We start from the raw sequence: 15307 nt of genomic DNA, 5'->3' as shown, positions 1-15307 counted from the left end.
CGCGTCAGCGGATCTTGCCCTTGGGCGTGTCGACCTCGGCCAGCTCGCCCGACCCCTCGATGAGCTCGGCCCACGAGCCGATGTCGACCCGGCACGCGACGACCGCGCACGTCGGCAGCTCGACCCACTCGCCGGTGAGCTCGCCGACGGCGTCGCTCATGCCCGGATTGTGCCCGACCAGCATCGCCGAGCCGAGCCCGTCGTCGAGCCCCGACGCGACGTTCAGGATGCGCGACGCCGTCGCACCGTAGAGCCGATCGTCCTCGACGACGTGATCGTCGCCGATGCCGAGCGTACGCGCCAGGAGTCGCGCCGTGCTGCGCGCCCGCACCGCGGTGCTCGTCACGATGCGGTCGGGGCGCACACCCCGCTCGGCGAGCCGGTGCCCCATCGCCGGGGCGTCGCGCAGGCCGCGTTCGTTGAGCGGGCGGTCGTGGTCGTCGAGCAGCGGGTCGCCCCAGTCCGACTTGGCGTGCCGCACGAGGTAGAGCGTCTTCATGCGTCGTCCCTCCCTGTCGTCGCGATCTCGATCGCTCCTGTGCCGATGAAGTTCACGAACATCCGTCCGTCGCCCTCGACGAGGCTGAGCAGCACGGCGCCGCAGTCGCGACAGCGAGCGACGCTGCCCGCGCCGCTGCGGTAGACGATCATCGTCGCGAGCTCGGCGACGGCACCGCAGCCGTTGCAGCGCGCCCGTGTCGCGGTGGGGTCGAAGGCGAACACCTCGGCGAGAGGTCCCGCGAGCAGGTTGCCGTCGAAGTGCTGCATCAGGTGCCTCCGTAGCGCTCGGTGCGGATGGCCGTCTGATGGTGTCCGAGCTCGATCAGCCAGCCTGCGACGCGTTCGACGAAGCCGGTCGACCCGCACACGTACACGACCGGTGCGGCGTCGGCGCCGATCACGGCCGCCGCGAGCCGCTCACGGGTGATCCGGCCGACGGGCGCGCCCGTGCCGGCGGGGGCGCTCCGGGTGTAGACGAACTCGACCTCGAGCGGCGCGGGCCCCCGCGCCGCCGCCGCGAGCTCGTCCGCGAAGAAGACGTCGTCGGGCGTGCGCACCGAATAGAGCAGGCGGAACGGCGTGGCATCGCCCGCGTCGGCGTGCGCCCGGGCGATCGCGACGAGGGGCACGACACCCGAACCGCCGGCGATGAGCTGCACGGGTCGCCCCGCTCCGCCGTCGGCCGGCGGGCGCCACACGAAGAAGGCCCCGAGCGGGCCGTGCACCTCGAGCCGGTCGCCCACCCGCAGCTCCTCGACGAGGAACGGCGACACCTCGCCGTCGGGCAGCCGGTCGACCGCGAGCACGACCCGATCGCCGTCGCCCGACGACGCGATCGAGTACGAGCGGGTCGCGGTGTAGCCGTCGGGCGCGGTGAGCCTGACGTCGAGATGCTGACCCGCGAGGTTGCCGGGCCAGCCGGCGACGTCGAGCGAGATCCGGGCCGCCGACGGGGTCTCGCGCCGCGTCTCGACGACCTCGGCCACGTGCCACCCGGTGCGCGGCGCGGCGGCGAGCAGCGGCATCCCGCTCACCAGTACCGTTCTTCCTTCCACGGGTCGCCGTGGAGGTGGTAGCCGTTCTGCTCCCAGAAGCCGGGGTCGTCGCTCGGCATCATCTCGAGTCCGCGCACCCACTTCGCGCTCTTCCAGAAGTAGAGGTGCGGCACGAGCAGCCGTGCGGGCCCGCCGTGCTCGGGGTCGAGCGGCTCGCCGTCGAACTCGAACGCGATCCAGGCCTTGCCGTCGAGCAGTTCGTCGAGCGGCACGTTCGTCGTGTAGCCGCCGTAGCTGTGCGCCATCACGTAGTCGTACTCGGTCTCGACCTCGGCGAAGAGGGTGTCGAGCGAGACGCCGCGCCAGCTCGTGCCGAGCTTCGACCAGTGCGTGACGCAGTGGATGTCGGTCGTGACGTCGTCGATCTCGAGCTGCATGAACTCGTCCCAGTTCCAGCGCCGGCCGCCGTGCTCGGTGCGGATCGCGAACTCCCAGTCGGCCGTGTCGACCTCGGGCGTCGGCCCCGCCGACAGCACCGGGAAGTCGTGCACGAGCGTCTGCCCGGGCGGCAGCCGGTCGTCGCGAGCGCGCCCGCGACCGGTGAAGCCCCTGGTGACGAACGACATGGCGACCCCCTTCGCGGGAGCGGCCGCCGACGCGACGGCCGCGTACAGGCTCAGCCTGTCACGCCGCCGCGCGCCGCGCTACGGCCGGATGCGATCTCGTTTCGGGGGTGCGTTTCCGCAAGAATCGGATGCCGCAACGCGCCCCGGTTGCGGAAAAGCACCCCCGCGACGGACATCGCGCGGCGCTCGCTCGCCGCCCGGCTCAGCGCGAGGCGACGCCTGCGAGGAACTCGAGCACGCAGAGCGCCGTGAGTCGCACGGTGCGACCGTCGGGCGCATCGGCGGTCGCGTCGACCTCGGCGAGGTCGGCGCTCACGACGCGCGGGTCGCGGCCCGCGGCGCGCACGAGCGCGCGGATCTCCCACGCGGCGAGGCCGCCGGGCATCGAGGCGGGGCATCCGGGAACGACCGCGCGGTCGCACGCGTCGACGTCGATGTCGAAGTGCACGGGGCCGCCCGCGGCTCCCGCGACCTCGAGCGCCTCGGCCATGACGTCGGCGGGGCGGCGGCCGTGCAGCTCGTCGCGGTGCACGACGGTGATGCCGAGCTCGGCCGCGCGGCGCGCGTAGACGGCGGAGTTCGCGAAGTCGGCGATGCCGATCTGCACGATGCGGCGCGGGTCGAGGCCGGCCTCGATGAGGCGACGCACGGGCGACCCGTTCGAGACGCCCTCGCGCAGGTCGTAGTGCGCGTCGATCGTGATGAGGCCCGCGGTGTCGAGCCGGTCGCCGTACGCGCCGAGCGCGGTCGCGACGGTCACCGAGTTGTCGCCGCCGAGCGCCATGACGGTCTCGGCGCGCTCGAGCAGTTCGGCGACGCGGGCGCGCGTGCGCGCCTCGCCCTCGGGGCCGTCGGGCTCGACGATGTCGCCGGCGTCGACGACGACCTGCTCGCCGAGGTCGACCGCGTCGCGGCCCTCCTCGCGGGCCGGCACGAGTGCGGGGCTGTAGCGCCGCAGCGCCTGCCGCACGGCCGCGGGCGTCGTGTGCGCGTTCGTCGGCGAGAGCGACGTGCGCCAGGCGGGCACTCCGAGCAGGGCCAGGCGGGCGGATGCCTCGGGCGCGAGCGACTCGGGCGCGGGCCAGTCGCCCGCGCGGGGCCAGAGGGGATCGTTCGAGAGTGCGACGTCGGCCATGCCCCCCACGCTACGAGTCGGGCGCGCGCTCGCCCAGCCCTCACCGATGCTCGTCGTCTGCGATCCCAGACTCCGCGACCGCTGCCCCATCCGCTGGAAGCGTCAGCCGGCCGCGCGGAGTGCCGCGACGAGCTCGCGCTCACGGGCCGCGCTGAGCCCCGCACCGCGGGGACGGTCGAGGCCCTGCTCCCGCTCCCAGGCGAGCAGGTCGGCGATGGTCTCCGCGATCGGGCGCGGCGTCAGGCCCTCGGCACGGGCCGCGGCGTTCGAGCGGTCCTGGAACGCCGCCCACGTCGGGTCGATGATCCAGAGGGGCAGCGACTCCTCGCCCGCCCACTCGGCCACGCCCTGCTCCTCGAGCCACGCGCCCGAGGCTGGCAGCACCTCGCCGCGGTACCCGCCGACCGCGATCGACGCGTCGAGGAACGCGCTGAACGTCGAGCGGTCGCCGACGGCGTTGAACGCCCCGGTCAGTCCGCGCTCGACCGAGTCGATGGTCCAGCCGACGAGGTCGCGCACGTCGATGAACTGCGCCGCGGCATCCCCGATGTCGGGCACGAGCATCGGTTCGTCGTCGCGAGCCGCACGCGCCACCCAGTAGCCGGTGCGCCCCGACGCGTCGCCGGGGCCGCCGATGAGCCCCGGCCGGATCACGAGCAGGCGATCGCCGAGCGCCTCGCGGTACGCCTGCTCGATCGCGGACTTCGCTTCGCCGTAGGTCTCGGGCGTCGACTCGTCGGCCTCGAGCGGCGGCATGAGCTCGGCCGACTCGTCGGCACCGGGCTCGTCGTGGTTCGCGTAGACGTTGCCCGACGAGATGAACGTCCAGTGACGGGCTCGCGGAGCGAGGGCGGCAGCGGCTCGGCGGGCGAAGCCGGGCTGGCGGGTGACGTCGATCACGGCGTCCCACTCGGCCTCGCCGAGGCCGTCGTAGGCGTCGGGTCGCGAGCGGTCGCCGACGACGAGCCGCGCGCCGGGTGCCACCTCACCGGCCTCGCCGCGCGCGAGGCAGGTCACCTCGTGTCCGCGCCTGAGCGCCTCGCGCGCGAGTTCACGACCGAGCCACTGGGTTCCACCGAGGATCAGGATCTGCATGCCGTCATTCGAGCAGAGGTGCGGCCGCCTGGTCCATCGTGTTCGCCGAGCGCTGATGCGCGTCGATGCGGAATAGTGGGGATGGAGTCGCGGTTCCCTCTTGCAGATACCCCCTAGGGGTATTAATCTGAGGGGACGATCACAGGAGGACGCGATGGGCGCCGGCCAGAACGAGACGCACACCGAACACGACCCGCACGCCGGTCACGACCCGCACGCCGGTCACGACCCGCACGCCGGTCACGACCCGCACGCCGGCCACGACCTGCACGCGGGCCACGACCACTCGCAGCACGCCGCGCACGCCGGTCATGCCACCACGGCGGACCACGAGATGCACGCCGGTCACGACCTGCACGCCGGTCACGGCGCGAACACCGAGGCGACGCACGACGCGCACGCCGACCACGCCGGTCACGACCTGCACGCCGGCCACGACCTGTCGGGCCACGCGGGCCACGGCGGGGGCCACGGCGACCACGTCGGCCAGTTCCGCCGCCTGTTCTGGATCATGCTCGTCATCGCGATCCCGACGATCGCGTTCAGCCCGATGTTCGCGTCGATCCTCGGCTACTCGCTGCCCGACAACCCGATCATCCCCTGGATCTCCCCGATCCTCGGCACGGTTCTCTACTTCTGGGGCGGCAAGCCGTTCCTCACCGGCGCCTGGTCCGAGCTGAAGGCCCGCAAGCCCGGCATGATGCTGCTGATCGGCCTCGCGATCACGGTCGCGTACTTCGCGAGCCTCGCGGCGACGTTCGGCCTCGTGAGCCACCACCTCGACTTCTGGTGGGAGCTCGCGCTCCTCATCGTGATCATGTTGCTCGGCCACTGGATCGAGATGCGCTCGATCATGCAGGCCTCGAGCGCGCTCGACGCCCTGGCCGCCCTGCTGCCCGACGAGGCCGAGCGCGTGATCGAGGACGGCGAGGCATCCGGCGAGATCGAGCGGGTCGCCCCGAGTGAGCTGCAGGTCGGCGACCTCGTGATCGTGCGCCCCGGCGGCCGCGTGCCGGCCGACGGCGAGGTCGTCGACGGCACCGCCGCGATCGACGAGTCGATGATCACGGGCGAGTCGGCCACCGTGAGCCGCGGCCCGGGCGATCACGTCGTCGCGGGCACGGTCGCGACCGACACCGCGATCCGCGTGCGGGTCGGCGCGGTCGGCGACGACACCGCCCTCGCGGGCATCCAGCGGCTCGTCGCACAGGCCCAGGCCTCGACCTCGCACGCGCAGCGACTCGCGGACCGGGCCGCGGGCTGGCTGTTCTGGTTCGCGCTCGGCGCCGCCGTGATCACCGCGATCGCCTGGACACTGCTCGGCGACCCCGACGACGCCGTCGTGCGCACCATCACGGTGCTCGTGATCGCCTGCCCGCACGCCCTCGGCCTCGCGATCCCGCTCGTCGTGCAGATCGCGACCGAGCGCGCGGCCCGCGGCGGCGTGCTCGTGACCGACCGCCTCGCCCTCGAGACGATGCGCACGGTCGGCGCGGTGCTCTTCGACAAGACGGGCACCCTCACGAAGGGCGAGCCCGCCGTCACCGATGCCGCGGCGGCACCCGGCTTCGACCTCGACGCCGTGCTCGCCGACGCGGCCTCCGCCGAGTCCGACTCCGAGCACCCCCTCGCGAAGGCGATCGTCGCCGAGGCCTCGCGCCGCGGCCTCCACGTCCGCACGGCGACCGGGTTCGAGGCGTCGGCCGCGATCGGCGTCCGCGCGAACGTCGGCGGGCGCACGGTGCAGGTCGGCGGCCCCGGGATGCTGCGGCAGGAGGGCCACGACGTGCTCGAGGCATCCGTGCCGTGGGCCGAGGCGGGCGCGACCGTGCTGCACGTGCTCGTCGACGGGCGAGTGGCCGGAGCCATCGCGCTGGCCGACGAGATCCGGCCCGAGTCGCGCGAGGCGGTCGAGGCGCTGCACGCGCTCGGCGTGCAGGTCGTGATGATCACGGGCGACGCCGAGCCCGTCGCCCGCACGGTCGCAGCCTCGCTCGGCATCGACCGGGTCTACGCGGGGGTGCGCCCCGAGGACAAGGCCGCCAAGGTGCAGGAGCTCCAGCGCGAGGGCCTCAGCGTCGCGATGGTCGGCGACGGCGTGAACGACGCGCCGGCGCTCGCCCAGGCCGACGTCGGCATCGCGATCGGCGCCGGCACCGACGTCGCGATCGCGTCGGCCGGGGTGATCCTCGCGTCGAGCGACCCGCGTTCGGTGCTCTCGGTCATCGAGCTGTCGCGGGCGAGCTACCGCAAGATGAGCCAGAACCTCTGGTGGGCCGCCGGCTACAACCTCGTGTCGGTGCCGCTCGCGGCGGGCATCCTGGCCCCGATCGGGTTCGTCATGCCGATGTCGGTCGGCGCGATCCTGATGAGCCTCTCGACGGTCATCGTCGCGGCGAACGCGCAGCTGCTGCGCCGCCTCGACCTGCGGCCCGAGGCCTCCACGCGAGCGGTGCTCGAGCGCACGCGCTGAGCGGCCGCGCCCCGCCGCGCGTCCGACTCCGACCCGCCGTCCGACTCCTCGGGCGGCGGGTCGGTCGCGTCCCGGCGGGTGCTCGGCCGTACCTTCCGTCGGCGCCGCATCGTACGAGCCCGGCGTGTCGGCCCGTCCCCACGGCATGCCGGCCGCTTCTGCCGACGGAGTGCACGCGCGAGTCGCCGCTCCGGCGGCAGACCGCCGTCACCAGGGCAGGCGAAGAGCGAGGGCGGATGCCTCGGCGGCGACGCCGCCCGACGGCACGACGGCGATCGCGTCGGCGTCGGCGAGCCCGCGCATCATGCCCGTGCCGAGGTGGACGGCCGGCTCGGCCCGGCCGTCGCGGATCACGACGGGCACGAGACGGGTCGCCCCTGCGACGCCGTCGATCGAGGCGCCGGCGACGACCTCGGCGAGCGCCTCTGCGCGTCCGCTCATTCCGGCGAGGAGAGGCCCGCCGACGGCGAGAAGCCCGAGCATCGCCGCGAGTGGATTTCCGGGCAGGCCCAGAATCAGGCGGTCGACGGAGCGCGCGAGGAACGTGGGCCCGCCGGGCCGGATCGCGACCGACGACACGAGCCACTCGGCGCCGCGCCGGTCGACGGCGGCTCGCACGAAGTCGACGCCCGATCCGCCCGTGCCGCCGGTCGTGACGACGAGATCGGCGGAGTCGGCCCTGAGCGCCGCCTCGGTCGCCTCGACGTCGTCGCTCACGCGGTGCACGCCGACCACCTGGGCGCCGAGCGCGGCGAGGATCGCCGGCAGCGTCGCGCTGAAGCTGTCGCGTACGCGACCGGGCGCGGGGACCCCCGATTCGACGACCTCGTCGCCCGTCAGCACGAGCGACGCCCTCGGCCGTCGTCGCACGCACAGCCGGTCGGCGCCGGTCGCCGCCGCGAGCGCGATGCGCGGGGGCGTCAGCACGACGCCGTCGGCCAGCACGATCTCGCCTTCGCCCGCTTCGGCGCCGGCGAGCCGGAGGTGGCGTCGGCCCGCGACATCCTCGCGCCCGACGTCGCCGACCGCCTCGAGCAGGCCCCCGGCGACGCGACCGGCCTCCGATCGCAGCACGGCGTCGGCGCCGTCGGGTACGAGTCCGCCGGTCACGATGACGACGGCCTCGCCGTCCTCGAGTTTCGTGCGGGCCGCGCCGGAGGAACCGTGGGCATCGCGCTCGACGAGCCGCCACGGCTCCGCACCGCGCACGGCCCAGCCGTCCATCGCCGACGACGTGTAGTGCGGCAACGGGATCGGCGAGACGAGGTCGCCCACGAGCACGCGCCCGAGCGCAGCGTGCAGCGGGACCTCGTCGACGAGTGGAGCCGCGGCCGAAGCCGCATCCGCGGCGCGCGATCGCGCGGTCTCAAGGTCGAGCCGGCTCGACCGTGCCGAGCCCGCGGCACCCGGTACCTCGCGCTCGCTGCGCGCGTGGTTCGCGCCGGCCACCCCGGCGGGGCTGCCCGCCTGCCCGCTCCGCTCCCCCACCATCACGAGGAGGCGAGCCGGCGCACGCGTTCGAGCGCGTCGCGCGCCGCAGCCTCGGGGTCGTCGCCCCTCGCGGCCGCGAGGCCCGCGGCGTAGCCCGCGAGATACGTCGTGACCGGGGCGGCCGGCCGCACGATCGCATGCGCCGCGACCCCGGCGACGCCGAGCACGGCGTTCACGTCGAGCGGCGCGTCGGGCATGCCGAGCTCGGCGCGCACCCGATCGGCCCACTCCTCGAGCGTACGGTCGAGGTCGTCGTCGTTCGCGGTCATGGGGTCTCCCCTCGGGTCGCGCCGACGGCGTGCGCGTCGGCCCAGGTGTCCACGTCCATCGTGGCAGCGTTCGGCACCGGGAGATCGGTGAATCGCAGCGGCGCGAGGAGCGCCCGCATCGATGCGCCGTCGAGCGGCCCGCGCACCGCGAGCTCGGCGATCGCCCGTTCGAGCGCGTCGCGCCGCACGATGCAGAGCAGGTGCTGGGCACGGCCGGCCGCATCGACCGCACGCACGCCGTCGACGGCGCTCGAAGGCGAGTCGGCGTCGCTCGCCTCGAACGCCGCGACGAGCCCCGCCACCGCATCGGCCGCGAACGGCAGGTCGCCCGCGAGCAGCAGCACCGCAGCGGCATCCGCGGTCAGGGCGGCGACGCCCGCCGCGACAGCCGCGGCCGGACCGCCGAACGGCGGATCCTCGCGCACGACCCGCACCATGTCGGGCAGGCGCGATCGCCCGGGCTCGCCGACGACGACGACCTCGCGCGCGGGCGGAGACGAGCGGGGCCCGACCGCCGCGTCGACCGCCCGTTCGAGCAGCGTGCGCCCGTCGACCACGAGGTCGCCCTTGACGATGCCGCCGAGCCTCGAGGCGCGGCCGCCCATGAGCACCACGGCGCCGAACTCGACCATGCGTTCATGCTAGGCAGCCGGGCGGGCGCGCGACGAGGCATCCGGACGACGACGGCATCTCGATCGGCGATGCCGGGCATCTGAATCGGCGGACGCACGGCGCTTTGCGCACGCGACCGATGCTGCTACCAAGGAGGGATGGGCAGGATCACCACGAGGAAGCGGATCGTACGCGTCACCGTCGGCGAGCCGACGCGGGCCAGTCGCCGCGACGACCTGCTCGCCGTCGAGGAGCCGCTCGAGATCCGCGTCGGCGGCGCGCCGCTCGCCGTCACGATGCGCACGCCCGGCCACGACGTCGACCTCGCGATCGGCTACCTCGTCTCCGAGGGCGTCGTCGTTCGCGGCGACGACGTCTCGGGCGCCATCCACTGCGCGGGCGCCGACGGCGCCAACACCTACAACGTGCTCGACGTGACCCTCGCCGCGGGCGTCGCCCCGCCGCGGGCCTCGGTGCACCGCGACCTGCTCATGACGAGCGCGTGCGGCGTGTGCGGCAAGGCGAGCATCGACGCCGTGCGCACCCGGTCGGCGTTCACGGTCGACGACGACCCCGTGCGCCTCGACCCCGCCCTGCTCGTCGCCCTGCCCGGCCGGCTGCGCGCCGCGCAGGACGTCTTCGACAAGACGGGCGGCCTGCACGCCGCCGCCCTGTTCGACGGGCGCACGGGCGAACTGCTCGTCGTGCGCGAAGACGTCGGCCGGCACAACGCCGTCGACAAGGTCGTCGGCTGGGCCGCCCGCGAGGGCCTGCTGCCGCTGCGCGGCACGGTGCTGCAGGTGTCGGGCCGGGCGAGCTTCGAGCTCGTGCAGAAGGCGTCGATGGCCGGCATCCCGGTGCTCTCGGCGGTGTCGGCACCGTCGTCGCTCGCGGTCGAGCTCGCGAACGAGGCCGGCCTCACCCTGCTCGGCTTCGTGCGCGACCCGTCGCTCGTCGCCTACTCGCGCGCCGACCGGCTGGTCGCGGCATCCGACTCGTCAGACCGGGATGCCGCGGCCGAGGCATCCCGCCCCGCATCGCCCGCCCGCCACGCGGCCGACGCGCATCCCACCCGCCGACCCGCGACCGCCCACCCGAGGTGACCATGGACGACCAGCCGACGACCGACCCCTACCCCGACCTCGAGATCGAGCACAAGGAGGACTGGGCCGTCGGCGTGCCCGCGATCGTGCACGCCATGGTTCCCGCGCTCGGCGACATGGGCGTCGGCCGCACCGCGAAGCTGTCGCTCGCCATCAACCAGGACGGCGGCTTCGACTGCATGAGCTGCGCGTGGGCCGACCCGTCGAAGCACCGGCACACGCTCGAGTTCTGCGAGAACGGCATGAAGGCCGTCACGTGGGAGGCGACGCCCGTCACCGTGCCGACCGAGTTCTGGGCCGAGCACTCGCTCACGTCGCTGCTCGACAAGAGCGAGTACTGGCTCGGGCAGCAGGGTCGGCTCGTCGAGCCGGTCTACAAGCCCGCCGGCTCCGACCACTACGAGCCGGTCTCGTGGGACGCGGCGTTCGCGCTCATCGGCGAGCGCCTGCGCGCCCTGCCGAGCCCCGACCGGGCCGCCTTCTACACGAGCGGGCGGGTGTCGAACGAGGCCGCGTTCCTCTACCAGCTGTTCGTGCGCGCACTCGGCACGAACAACCTGCCCGACTGCTCGAACATGTGCCACGAGTCATCCGGCACCGCCCTCACCGCCTCGATCGGCGTCGGCAAGGCGACCGTCGTCTACGACGACTTCGAGCAGGCCGACCTCATCATCGTGATGGGGCAGAACCCGGGCACCAACCACCCGCGCATGCTCGGCGCCCTCGAAGACCAGAAGCGGCGCGGCGGGCGCATCGTCGCGGTCAACGTGCTGCCCGAGGCGGGGCTCATCCGTTACAAGAACCCGCAGCGCCCGCGCGGCGTCGTCGGCCGCGGCACGAAGATCGCCGACCAGTTCATCCAGATCCGGTCGGGCGGCGACATGGCACTGCTGCAGGCGGTCTCGAAGCGCGTGCTCGACGCCGAGGACGCCGCGCCCGGCACCGTGCTCGACCACGAGTTCCTCGCGGCGCACACCGAGGGGCTCGACGCGTTCCGCGCGCACCTCGCCGAGCTCGACGAGGCCGAGGTGCTTCTCGCGACGGGCATCACCTCGCAGGAGATCGACGAGCTCGCCGACGCGTACCTCGCCGCCGACCGCGTCATCGTCACCTGGGCGATGGGCCTCACACAGCAGAAGAAGTCGGTCGACACGATCAAGGAGATCGTGAACCTCCTGCTGCTGCGCGGCAACATGGGCAAGCCCGGAGCGGGCGCGGCGCCGATCCGCGGACACAGCAACGTGCAGGGCGACCGCACGATGGGCATCTGGGAGCAGATGCCCGAGCGGTTCCTCGCCGCGCTCGAGGCCGAGTTCGGCTTCCCGGTGCCGCGCGCGCACGGCCGCGACGCGATCAAGACCGTGCAGGGCCTGCGCGACGGCGAGATCGACATTTTCATCGCCATGGCCGGCAACTTCGTCGCCGCCATCTCCGACACGGATGCCTCGGAGCAGGCGATGCGCAAGGCGAAGCTCACCGTGCAGGTGTCGACGAAGCTCAACCGCTCGCACGTCGTCACGGGCGAGGAGGCACTCATCCTGCCCGTGCTCGGCCGCACCGAGATCGACCTGCAGGGCGGGGTGCCCCAGTTCGTCTCGGTCGAGGACACGGTGTGCTCGGTGCACGGCAGCCACGGGGCGATCCCGCCGGTCGCGCCGGGACTGCTCTCGGAGGTCGCGGTCGTCTGCCGCATGGCCGAGGCGACGTTCGGCGCGGTCGCCGAATCCGATGGTCGAGGAGCGACGCAGGAGCGTCTCGAGACCCCCGACGCGGCCGGTCGAGTAGCGCGAAGCGCGTATCGAGACCCCGCCGTCGCTTCGATCCCCTGGTCCGACTTCGAGCGCGACTACGACCTCATCCGCGAGCGCATCTCACGGGTCGTGCCCGGGTTCGAGCACTACAACGACGACGTGCGGCGCAAGAACGGCTTCGAACTGCCGATCTCGCCGCGCGTGCGTCGCTTCGACACCCCGAGCGGCAAGGCGCAGATCACGGTCAACGAGCTCGAGCACCTCGAGCGCCCGGCGGGGCGGCTCATTCTGCAGACGCTGCGCTCGCACGACCAGTTCAACACGACGATCTACAGCCTCAACGACCGGTACCGCGGCATCAAGAAGGGCCGCGACGTCGTGTTCGTGCACCCCGACGACCTCGCCGAACTCGGCCTCGCCGACGGACAGCGGGTCGACGTCGTGAGCGAGTGGCCCGGCCAGCCCGATCGGGTGCTGCCCGGCCAGCGCCTGGTCGCCTACCCGACGGCGAGGGGATGCGCGGCGGCCTACTACCCCGAGGCCAACGTGCTCGTGCCGCTCGAGAGCGCGGCCGACGGCAGCAACACCCCGGTGTCGAAGGCCGTCATCGTGCGCCTCGAGCCGGTCGCCGGCTGAGCGGCCGCTCGCTCGCGCGCGCTCCCGTTCCCGCGCTCCCGCGCTCGCGCGCCCGCCCAAGAAACGCTTAGGGGGTGCTTTTCCGCCATTTCGACCCTCGAATGGGCCCGTTTCTGACGGAAAAGCACCCCCGCAACGAGTCGGGCGCGAGCGCAACGCGCGAGCGCAACGCGCGAGCGCGCGGCTCAGCGCGCGACGACCTCGTAGCCGGCCTCCTCGACGGCGGCGGCGACCGCGGCGTCGGTGAGCGGTGCGGTGCTGCGCACGGTCACGGTCGAGACGCCGCCCGCGACGAGCGCGACCTCGACCGCCTCGACCCCCTCGAGTCCGTTGAGCTCGGCGCTGACGTGGCTGACGCAGTTGCCGCATGTCATGCCGGCGACCGCGTACTCGGCGCTCACGAGCCCGTCGAGCTCGACGGCCGCGGTCGAGGTGCTCGACGCATCGGGGATCGCGCAGCACGAACACGAGGCATCCATCGATGCCTCGTCGGTCAGCTGGAGCTCGGTGGCGCCCTCGGGCACGGTGGTGGCGGCGTGGCTGTGGGTCATGTCGGTCATCCTTCCCTCGTCTGCAGAACTATACCCCCGTGGGGTATTACCCTGCAAGCGCGGCCCCCGCTCTGCCACGATGAACGAAGAATCTCGAAGAATTTCCGTCGTGATGTCGATCCGGCGCCCCGCCTGTTCGACGCATGGTTGAGGCGGGCACTTCGGCCATTCCTCGACACCGATCCGAACAAGGAGAACACCGTGAAGTACATGCTGATCATGCGATCGAACGACGCCGCCGTCGAGGCCTACGAGCAGCTCGACTTCAACGAGGTCATCGCTGCGATGGGCGCCTACAACGAATCGCTCATCAAGGCGGGCGTGCTGCTCGCCGGCGAGGGCCTGACCGACGCGAAGGAGGGCTTCGTCGTCGACTTCGACTCGACCCCGCCCGTCGTGACCGACGGCCCCTACGGCGAGACGAAGGAGCTGTTCAACGGCTTCTGGATCATCCAGGCGTCGAGCCCCGAAGAGGCGGCCGAATGGGCCAAGCGCTGCCCGCTCGGCCCGGGCGCGAAGCTCGAGGTGCGTCGTGTCACCGAGCTCGAGGACTTCCCGCAGGACAACGAGTGGATCCAGAAGGAGGCCGGCTGGCGCGCCGAGGCTGAGGGCCGCCTGGGCACGGCGGGTGCGTGACCGCATCATGAGCGAGACGGATGCCTCGGGCTCGGCTGGCTCGGCGAACGCCGACGCCGACCGGGCCCGGCATTCCGGCGCGGGCACCGGGTCGGACTCCGGCGCCGGATCCGGCGCCGAACGCGCCCGGCGCGAGATCGCGGCCGTCTGGCGCATCGAGTCGGCCCGCATCGTCGCGACCCTCGCCCGGTTCACGGGTGACGTCGGCCAGGCCGAGGACCTGGCGCAGGAGGCACTCGTCGAGGCCCTGAAGCAGTGGCCCGACGAGGGCGTGCCCCGCAACCCCGGCGCCTGGCTGACCGCGGTGGCGAAGCGCCGTGCGATCGACGGCTGGCGCCGGCGCGAACGGCTCGACGAACGCTACGCCGCGATGGCCCGCGACCTCGAGCAGCAGGGCGGCGAGGCATCCGACCAGTTCTGGGACCCCGACACGATCGACGACGACGTGCTGCGGCTCGTGTTCGTCTCGTGCCACCCCGTGCTCTCACGCGAGGCGCAGATCGCCCTGACGCTGCGCATCGTCGGCGGCCTCTCGAGCGAGGAGATCGCGCGCGCGTTCCTCGTGCCGACCGCGACCGTGCAGCAGCGCATCGTGCGCGCGAAGAAGACGCTCGCCGCGGCGAACGTGCCCTTCGCGGTCCCCGAGCCGAACGAGTACCCCGAGCGGCTCGCCTCGGTGCTGCACGTGCTCTACCTCATCTTCAACGAGGGCTACCTGCCCGCGTCGGGCGAGGAATGGCTGCGGCCCGACGTCTCGGCCGAGGCCCTGCGGCTCGCGCGCATCGTCGCCGGGCTCATGCCCCGCGAACCCGAGGCGCACTCGCTCGTCGCGCTCATGGAGTTCACGGCCGCACGGTTCCCGGCGCGCACCGCGCGCGACGGCAGCGCGATCCCGCTCGACAAGCAGGACCGTTCGCGCTGGGACCGCGCGCAGATCGCGCGCGGGCGGGCGGCGCTCGAGCGGGCCGACCGGCTCGGACGCGGTCGGGCCGCCTACGGCCTCCAGGCCGCGATCGCCGGATGCCACGCGGTCGCGCCCTCCGCCGACGAGACCGACTGGGCGCAGATCGTGGTGCTCTACGAGGCGCTCGGGCGCATCGCCCCCTCCCCCGTGGTCGACCTCAACCGCGCCGCGGCGATCGCGATGGCGACGGGTCCGGCGTCGGCGCTGCGGGTCGTCGACGAGCTCGTCGCGAACGGCAGGCTGGCCGGCTACCCGCCGCTGCCCGCCGTGCGCGGCGAACTGCTCGCCCGGCTCGGACGCACGGGCGAGGCGCGCGGCGAGCTCGAGACGGCCGCCCGGCTCACGGGCAACGAACGCGAGCGCGAGGCGCTGCTCGCGCGCATCGCCGAGCTCGGCGACCCCGCTCCGCCGGTCGAATAGCGCCCGACGGAGGAGGACGCGTATCGAGTCCAGCCGTCCGCCGAGCTCG

15 protein-coding genes are annotated in these 15307 nt (G+C 73.4%); 5 read left to right on the top strand and 10 right to left on the bottom strand.

Annotation, left to right across the window (positions count from 1 at the left end; genetic code table 11):
* Positions 1-4 precede the first annotated feature (4 nt).
* The 6 genes from AC3RJ6_RS08225 to AC3RJ6_RS08200 all read right to left on the bottom strand — a co-directional run bounded on the left by AC3RJ6_RS08225 (position 5) and on the right by AC3RJ6_RS08200 (position 4352).
* The gene (locus AC3RJ6_RS08225; protein WP_491426504.1) at positions 5-499 is read right to left on the bottom strand and encodes a SixA phosphatase family protein; all 495 of its coding nucleotides are present in this window, start codon (positions 497-499) and stop codon (positions 5-7) included.
* Positions 496-768: a DUF6510 family protein gene (locus tag AC3RJ6_RS08220; protein WP_491426503.1), complete on the bottom strand. Its 273-nt coding sequence runs from the start codon at positions 766-768 to the stop codon at positions 496-498. Before AC3RJ6_RS08220 ends, AC3RJ6_RS08225 begins: the two co-directional genes overlap by 4 nt.
* Positions 768-1526: a ferredoxin reductase gene (locus AC3RJ6_RS08215; RefSeq protein ID WP_491427149.1), complete on the bottom strand. Its 759-nt coding sequence runs from the start codon at positions 1524-1526 to the stop codon at positions 768-770. The genes AC3RJ6_RS08220 and AC3RJ6_RS08215 overlap by 1 nt, the downstream gene beginning before the upstream one ends.
* Positions 1527-1531: 5 nt before the next feature.
* Positions 1532-2122 (bottom strand): molybdopterin-dependent oxidoreductase, encoded by a 591-nt coding sequence (locus tag AC3RJ6_RS08210; RefSeq protein ID WP_491426501.1) that lies wholly within the window; start codon positions 2120-2122, stop codon positions 1532-1534.
* Positions 2123-2324: 202 nt separating this feature from the next.
* Complete coding sequence (locus AC3RJ6_RS08205) at positions 2325-3257, bottom strand: arginase family protein (protein ID WP_491426500.1); 933 nt, start codon at positions 3255-3257, stop codon at positions 2325-2327.
* A 102-nt stretch (positions 3258-3359) separates the two neighbouring features.
* Positions 3360-4352, bottom strand: coding sequence for an NAD-dependent epimerase/dehydratase family protein (locus tag AC3RJ6_RS08200; RefSeq protein WP_491426498.1), 993 nt, complete (start codon positions 4350-4352; stop codon positions 3360-3362).
* Positions 4353-4686: 334 nt separating this feature from the next.
* Here AC3RJ6_RS08200 and AC3RJ6_RS08195 point away from each other — a divergent pair, with 334 nt between their 5' ends.
* Positions 4687-6825, top strand: a complete 2139-nt coding sequence (locus AC3RJ6_RS08195; RefSeq protein ID WP_491427148.1) for a heavy metal translocating P-type ATPase — start codon at positions 4687-4689, stop codon at positions 6823-6825.
* A gap of 207 nt (positions 6826-7032) precedes the next feature.
* Here AC3RJ6_RS08195 and AC3RJ6_RS08190 read toward each other — a convergent pair whose 3' ends face one another.
* Genes AC3RJ6_RS08190 through mobA form a run of 3 tightly spaced genes read right to left on the bottom strand, consistent with a single transcriptional unit; the run spans position 7033 to position 9217 of the window.
* Positions 7033-8316, bottom strand: coding sequence for a molybdopterin molybdotransferase MoeA (locus AC3RJ6_RS08190; protein WP_491426497.1), 1284 nt, complete (start codon positions 8314-8316; stop codon positions 7033-7035).
* The gene (locus tag AC3RJ6_RS08185) at positions 8316-8585 is read right to left on the bottom strand and encodes a DUF6457 domain-containing protein (RefSeq protein ID WP_491426496.1); all 270 of its coding nucleotides are present in this window, start codon (positions 8583-8585) and stop codon (positions 8316-8318) included. The genes AC3RJ6_RS08190 and AC3RJ6_RS08185 overlap by 1 nt, the downstream gene beginning before the upstream one ends.
* Entirely contained in the window at positions 8582-9217 is a 636-nt protein-coding gene (gene mobA, locus AC3RJ6_RS08180; protein WP_491426494.1) for a molybdenum cofactor guanylyltransferase, read from the bottom strand. Before mobA ends, AC3RJ6_RS08185 begins: the two co-directional genes overlap by 4 nt.
* Before the next feature lie 138 nt (positions 9218-9355).
* Between mobA and fdhD the strand changes: the two genes are divergently transcribed.
* Together fdhD and AC3RJ6_RS08170 are read left to right on the top strand one after the other, a co-directional pair.
* Positions 9356-10300, top strand: coding sequence for a formate dehydrogenase accessory sulfurtransferase FdhD (gene fdhD / locus AC3RJ6_RS08175; protein ID WP_491426493.1), 945 nt, complete (start codon positions 9356-9358; stop codon positions 10298-10300).
* A gap of 2 nt (positions 10301-10302) precedes the next feature.
* Positions 10303-12687: an FdhF/YdeP family oxidoreductase gene (locus AC3RJ6_RS08170; protein WP_491426492.1), complete on the top strand. Its 2385-nt coding sequence runs from the start codon at positions 10303-10305 to the stop codon at positions 12685-12687.
* Positions 12688-12872: 185 nt separating this feature from the next.
* On the opposite strand, the gene AC3RJ6_RS08165 is transcribed toward AC3RJ6_RS08170, so the two are convergent.
* Positions 12873-13238, bottom strand: a complete 366-nt coding sequence (locus AC3RJ6_RS08165) for a heavy-metal-associated domain-containing protein (RefSeq protein ID WP_491426491.1) — start codon at positions 13236-13238, stop codon at positions 12873-12875.
* A gap of 201 nt (positions 13239-13439) precedes the next feature.
* On the opposite strand from AC3RJ6_RS08165, the gene AC3RJ6_RS08160 reads away from it, so the two are divergent.
* A complete protein-coding gene (locus AC3RJ6_RS08160; RefSeq protein WP_491426490.1) occupies positions 13440-13874 on the top strand; it encodes a YciI family protein in 435 nt (144 codons plus the stop codon).
* A complete protein-coding gene (locus AC3RJ6_RS08155) occupies positions 13867-15258 on the top strand; it encodes an RNA polymerase sigma factor (protein ID WP_491426488.1) in 1392 nt (463 codons plus the stop codon). The genes AC3RJ6_RS08160 and AC3RJ6_RS08155 overlap by 8 nt, the downstream gene beginning before the upstream one ends.
* Positions 15259-15307 lie beyond the last annotated feature (49 nt).

It is taken from the genome of Agromyces cucurbitae (assembly GCF_058349945.1).
This window is presented reverse-complemented; position numbering and strand designations above follow the sequence as displayed.